The sequence below is a fragment of the Roseateles toxinivorans genome, from assembly GCF_004362525.1.
GTDB classification, from domain to species: domain Bacteria; phylum Pseudomonadota; class Gammaproteobacteria; order Burkholderiales; family Burkholderiaceae_C; genus Paucibacter; species Paucibacter toxinivorans.
This window is the reverse complement of record NZ_SNXS01000024.1, coordinates 1-1,456: the sequence shown is the minus strand read 5'-3', so window position 1 is coordinate 1,456 and position 1,456 is coordinate 1. Positions and strand designations below refer to the sequence as shown.

The following is a 1,456-nucleotide window of genomic DNA, read 5'->3' as shown; positions in this document are numbered from 1 at the left end:
CGGCCAGGCGCATGCCGCCGTCGCAGCACGGGCATGCGTACTTCACACGCTCGTGGCGGATGACGCGGACCTGCTGCGGGATGATGTCCATCTGCTCGCTGACCACGACCCCGATCTCGCGCAACGCGGCACCGTCATGGGGGCACACGCGCTCGTCTTCTGGCAATTCGTGCCGCACCACTTCGCGGGGCAGCGCCGGATCCAGCGGCTTGCGGCCACGCTTGACGCGCTTGTGGCCCGGCACGTTGACCTTGTCGTCGTCGCTGCTGTCGCTGTCGCTCTCTTCGGCAGCCGGCTCGGCCTGCGCGCCCAGGCTCTCGGCCTCGTTGAAGAACATGTCCTTCTGGTGCACGCCGGTGATCTCGCTGCTGGCGGCGAACAGCTGGCGCTTGAACTTGTTCAGCTGCTCCTTGAGCAGGTCTCGCTCGGTACGCGTCACCCGCAGCTCGCCGGTCAACGATTCGTTGCGCTTCAGCGCATCAGCCAACGCCTGCTGCAGGGCGGTGAATTCGTCGAGTGTGGGAATGTCGGCCATCTGCTGGCCATTGTCAGCAGCGTTACCTCCCGCCGCCATGCGGATCTGCCGCAATGGCGCATGGCGACGAATGTTGTCCTCAATAGGATCGGCTCAGCCGACGCGCTCGTACACGCGCTGCGGGTGCCGCTGCACGACACCAATGTCGATGCCCTCGAGCAGCCAGTGCAGCTGCTCCACCGTCAGTGTCGGCACGTCGTCAGGGTGGGGCCAGATGAACCGGTCTTCCTCCAGGCGCTTGAGCAGCAGCCAGAAGCCGTTGCGGTCCCAGCCGAGCACCTTGACGCGGTTGCGCCGGCGGTTGCTGAACACGTAGACGCAGGCGGCGAAGGGGTCCATGCCGAGCGCTTGCTGCACGAGGGCCGCCAGGCCGTTGATGCTCAGTCGGAAGTCCACCGGTGCGCGGTGCAGGTAGACCTTCAGATCGTCGTCGAGACGGAACATGGCAGCCTCCCGAGCGCTTGGATGACTTCACCCAGCTCGCGCAGATCGGCGCCGCGCAGCTCGACCGTCACGCCGTTGGGCAAGCGCGCCTGCAGGCTCATGGCGACGGCATCATTGACTCGCTTCACGGTCCGCGTCGGTAGCACGGGAACGGCCACGAAGGGTGACGTCACGGGTGCGGAGCGGGCGATCAACGCGCCCTTGCGCCTCTGGGCGTGTTCACGCAGCCATCGTGAGACCTGATTGGCGTTGATATCGCACTCGCGCGCTAGGCGCGACACCGAGGCGCCCGGCTGCAAACATAGCTCGACCAACTCGGACTTTGCCGTCTCGTCGTACACGCAGCGTCCGCCGCGTTTATGAGCCACCACAAGGCGACGCTTGATGTCTTCCAAATCACTGGCCATTACGTTCCCACGTTGATGTACATGGGAACGTAGGCTGTCAGCTCAACACTCGTTGCTCAAGGACGCGGTT

Annotated in this window: 3 protein-coding genes; all 3 read right to left on the bottom strand. The window is 65.0% G+C overall.

Annotated features, from left to right (window positions below):
- Positions 1-535, bottom strand: a 535-nt coding sequence (locus DES47_RS28555) for an IS66 family transposase zinc-finger binding domain-containing protein (protein WP_208115146.1), incomplete at its 3' end; no start/stop codon positions are given.
- Between the two features lie 93 nt (positions 536-628).
- Entirely contained in the window at positions 629-979 is a 351-nt protein-coding gene (gene tnpB, locus DES47_RS28550) for an IS66 family insertion sequence element accessory protein TnpB (protein WP_133704195.1), read from the bottom strand.
- Positions 955-1,386, bottom strand: a complete 432-nt coding sequence (locus tag DES47_RS28545) for a transposase (RefSeq protein WP_133704194.1) — start codon at positions 1,384-1,386, stop codon at positions 955-957. The genes tnpB and DES47_RS28545 overlap by 25 nt, the downstream gene beginning before the upstream one ends.
- Positions 1,387-1,456: the final 70 nt, after the last annotated feature.

Coding starts and splice junctions, on each gene's coding strand:
- tnpB (WP_133704195.1), bottom strand. CDS start 979: ATGTTCCGTCTCGACGACGATCTGAAGGTCTACCTGCACCGCGCACCG.
- DES47_RS28545 (WP_133704194.1), bottom strand. CDS start 1,386: ATGGCCAGTGATTTGGAAGACATCAAGCGTCGCCTTGTGGTGGCTCAT.